2 protein-coding genes are annotated in these 2851 nt (G+C 73.6%); both read right to left on the bottom strand.

The genetic code is table 11. From position 1 onward, the window contains the following. Positions 1 to 38: 38 nt before the first annotated feature. A complete protein-coding gene (locus G6556_RS18160; protein WP_346774998.1) occupies positions 39 to 938 on the bottom strand; it encodes a proline/glycine betaine ABC transporter permease in 900 nt (299 codons plus the stop codon). Next, complete coding sequence (locus G6556_RS18155; protein ID WP_166944460.1) at positions 935 to 2299, bottom strand: glycine betaine/L-proline ABC transporter ATP-binding protein; 1365 nt, start codon at positions 2297 to 2299, stop codon at positions 935 to 937. Before G6556_RS18155 ends, G6556_RS18160 begins: the two co-directional genes overlap by 4 nt. Between the last annotated feature and the right edge of the window lie 552 nt (positions 2300 to 2851).

The raw sequence follows: 2851 nt of genomic DNA, 5'->3' as shown, positions 1-2851 counted from the left end.
CCCGGGACCGCCGAGCGGCCCCGGGGGATCGGGGGGCGTCAGGCCTTCGTCGCCGCGGCGACGGCGCGGGCCGTCTTCGAGCGGGTGCCGAACGCCGAGGTCACGCGGTCGAGGAACATCGCGAGGATGACCACGGCCAGGCCGGCCTCGAAGCCGAGCGACACGTTGACGCGCTGCAGGGCCTGCACGACGTCGCCGCCGAGGCCGGGGGCGCCGGCCATGCCGGAGATGACCACCATCGACAGCGCGAGCATGATCACCTGGTTGACGCCGGCCATGATCGTCGGCATCGCCAGGGGGAGCTGGATCTGCCGGAGGATGCGGCCGTCGGAGGAGCCGAACGCGTGCCCGGCCTCGACGACCTCGCGGTCGACCTGGCGCAGCCCGAGCTCGGTGAACCGGACGCCCGGGGCCATCGCGAAGATGACGGTCGCGACGATGCCGGGGACGACGCCGACGCGGAAGATGACGACGGTCGGGATCAGGTAGACGAAGGCGGGCATCGTCTGCATGAAGTCCAGGACCGGCCGCACCGCGCGAGAGACCCGGTCGTTCCGGGCCGCCCAGATGCCGAGCGGGATCGCGACCACCAGCGCCACGACGCTCGCGAGGATGACCAGCGCGAGGCTGTCCATCGCGTTCTCCCACTGGTTCACGCCGGCGATCACGACGAGCCCGACGAGCGTGCCGACCGCGAGCTTCCAGCCCTTCGCGAACAGCGCGATCAGCGCGAGCGCGACGGCGATGAACCAGAACGGCGGGCCGCTGAGCACGGTGTCGAGGCCGTCGTACGCGCCCTCGAAGATGCTCTTGATCGCGGAGAACAGGCCGCGGAACGTGGTGGTCACCCAGTCGACGGCGACGTCCACCCACGCGCCGAGCGGGAGGCGGGGGATGCCCTGGTCGGTGGTGTCGAGGGCGAGGACAGCGGCGGTCACGCGCGCACCTCCGTCGTGTCGGCCGTGCGCCCCGCGCTGGGGGCGGCGGTGGTGGCGTCCGGGGTCGTGCCGAGCGGGTCGGCCCCCGGTGCCGGGGCGGTGGCCCCGGTCGGGTCGGCCGCGGCCGGGTCGGCGGCGGACGTGGCGGCCTGGTCGGCCGTCGGGGTGCCCTTCGGCGGGGTGCTGGTGTCGACCGGCACCATCGCCTCGAGCAGGATCGCCCGCGGGATGACGCCGACCAGGCGGCCCTTGTCGTCGGTCACGGGCACGGGCAGCGGCGACTCCGCGGCGGGCGCGAACACCTCGGCCAGCGGGGTGTCGACGGACACCGAGGTCAGGCTGTCGTCGATCAGGCCCTCGAGGGTGTCCTTGCCGGCGCGGGTGGCGTCGACGGCGTCGGCGTCCCGGACGATGCCGCGCAGCACGCGGGTGCGGTCCACGACGTAGGCGGCGGCGACCTGGGCGTCGCGCATGGTGCGCAGCGCGAGCCGGGGGCCGCCCCCGGCGAACGCGACGGCGGCCGGCCGGCGCATCACGGACGACGCGGTGAGCACGCGGGTCCGGTCGACGTCGGCGACGAACTGCGCCACGTAGTCGTCGGCGGGCGCGGACAGGATCTGCTCGCTGGTGCCGACCTGGACCACGCGGCCGTCCCGCATGACGGCGATCCGGTCGCCGAGGTACATGGCCTCGTTGAGGTCGTGCGTGATGAACACGATCGTCTTGCCGAGCGTCTGCTGGAGCTCGAGCAGCTGGTCCTGCATCTCGCGGCGGATCAGCGGGTCGAGCGCGGAGAAGGCCTCGTCCATCAGCAGGATGTCGGTGTCCGCGGCGAGCGCGCGGGCCAGGCCGACCCGCTGGCGCATGCCGCCGGACAGCTCGTGGGGGAGCGAGTCCCCCCACTCGCCGAGCCCGACCATCTCGAGGGCCTCGTCGGCCTTCTTGCGGCGCTCGGCCTTGTCCACGCCCTGGAGCGCCAGCGGGTAGGCGGCGTTGTCCCGCACCGTGCGGTGCGGCAGCAGCGCGAAGTGCTGGAACACCATCGACACCTTGCGCTGCCGGATGGAGCGCAGCTGGGACGCGCTGACCGCGCCCAGGTCGTCGTCACCGAGCAGCACGCGCCCGGCGGTCGGCTTCAGCAGGCCGTTGAGCATGCGGATCAGGGTCGACTTGCCGGAGCCCGACAGCCCCATGACCACGAAGGTCTCGCCGCTCTCGATCTGCAGGTCGGCGTCGATCACCGCCGCCGTGCCCCACTGGCGCACGTCCTCGCGGCCGGCCCCGTCCCGGAGCCGCTTCACCGCCTCGTTCGGCCGGCGGCCGAACACCTTGTACACGCCCTCGACGCGCAGTCCTGTCACTCATCCACCTCGTCACGTCATGACGCGCGCCCCGTCCCCTCCGCGGGGGCGGAGGTCGGGTGCGCCCCGGGGGTGGGGCGCGCCGGGGGCGCACGTCGGCCGGCGACGCCGCGCGGCGGCCCGCAACGGGGCCTGGTGCGCGGCGGCGGAACACACCTCGGCCCTCGCTGCCGCACCCCGGAGGAGGGGCGCTGCGAGGGCCGGAAGCAGGCGTCGCACGCCGACCATTCGTCGATCTGGTCGTGGTCCACCGTGCCCCATCTCGGCGGGGATTGCGAGGCCGAGTCGTGCGGATCCGGCGCATCATGGGACGATTTTACCTGGGTAAAGTCGCTCTGACCTGCGACTTTACCATTCCTTGCATTGTTACCGCTTTGTGACCTAGCGGTCGGGAACTCGGCCCCCGGCAGCATCCGACGACAGGGGGGACGTCCCCCGGTCAGGTGGGTGGCGCACCGGGTGCCGCCGCCCGCCGTCGGCACGGGACGATGGTGCGGTCCGACCGACCCGGCGCGCCGTCCCCGGCACCCGGCCCCGCACGAGGAGCTCCCA

The sequence above is a fragment of the Cellulomonas sp. IC4_254 genome (assembly GCF_011603975.1).
Taxonomy (GTDB): Bacteria; Actinomycetota; Actinomycetes; order Actinomycetales; family Cellulomonadaceae; genus Cellulomonas.
This window is presented reverse-complemented; position numbering and strand designations above follow the sequence as displayed.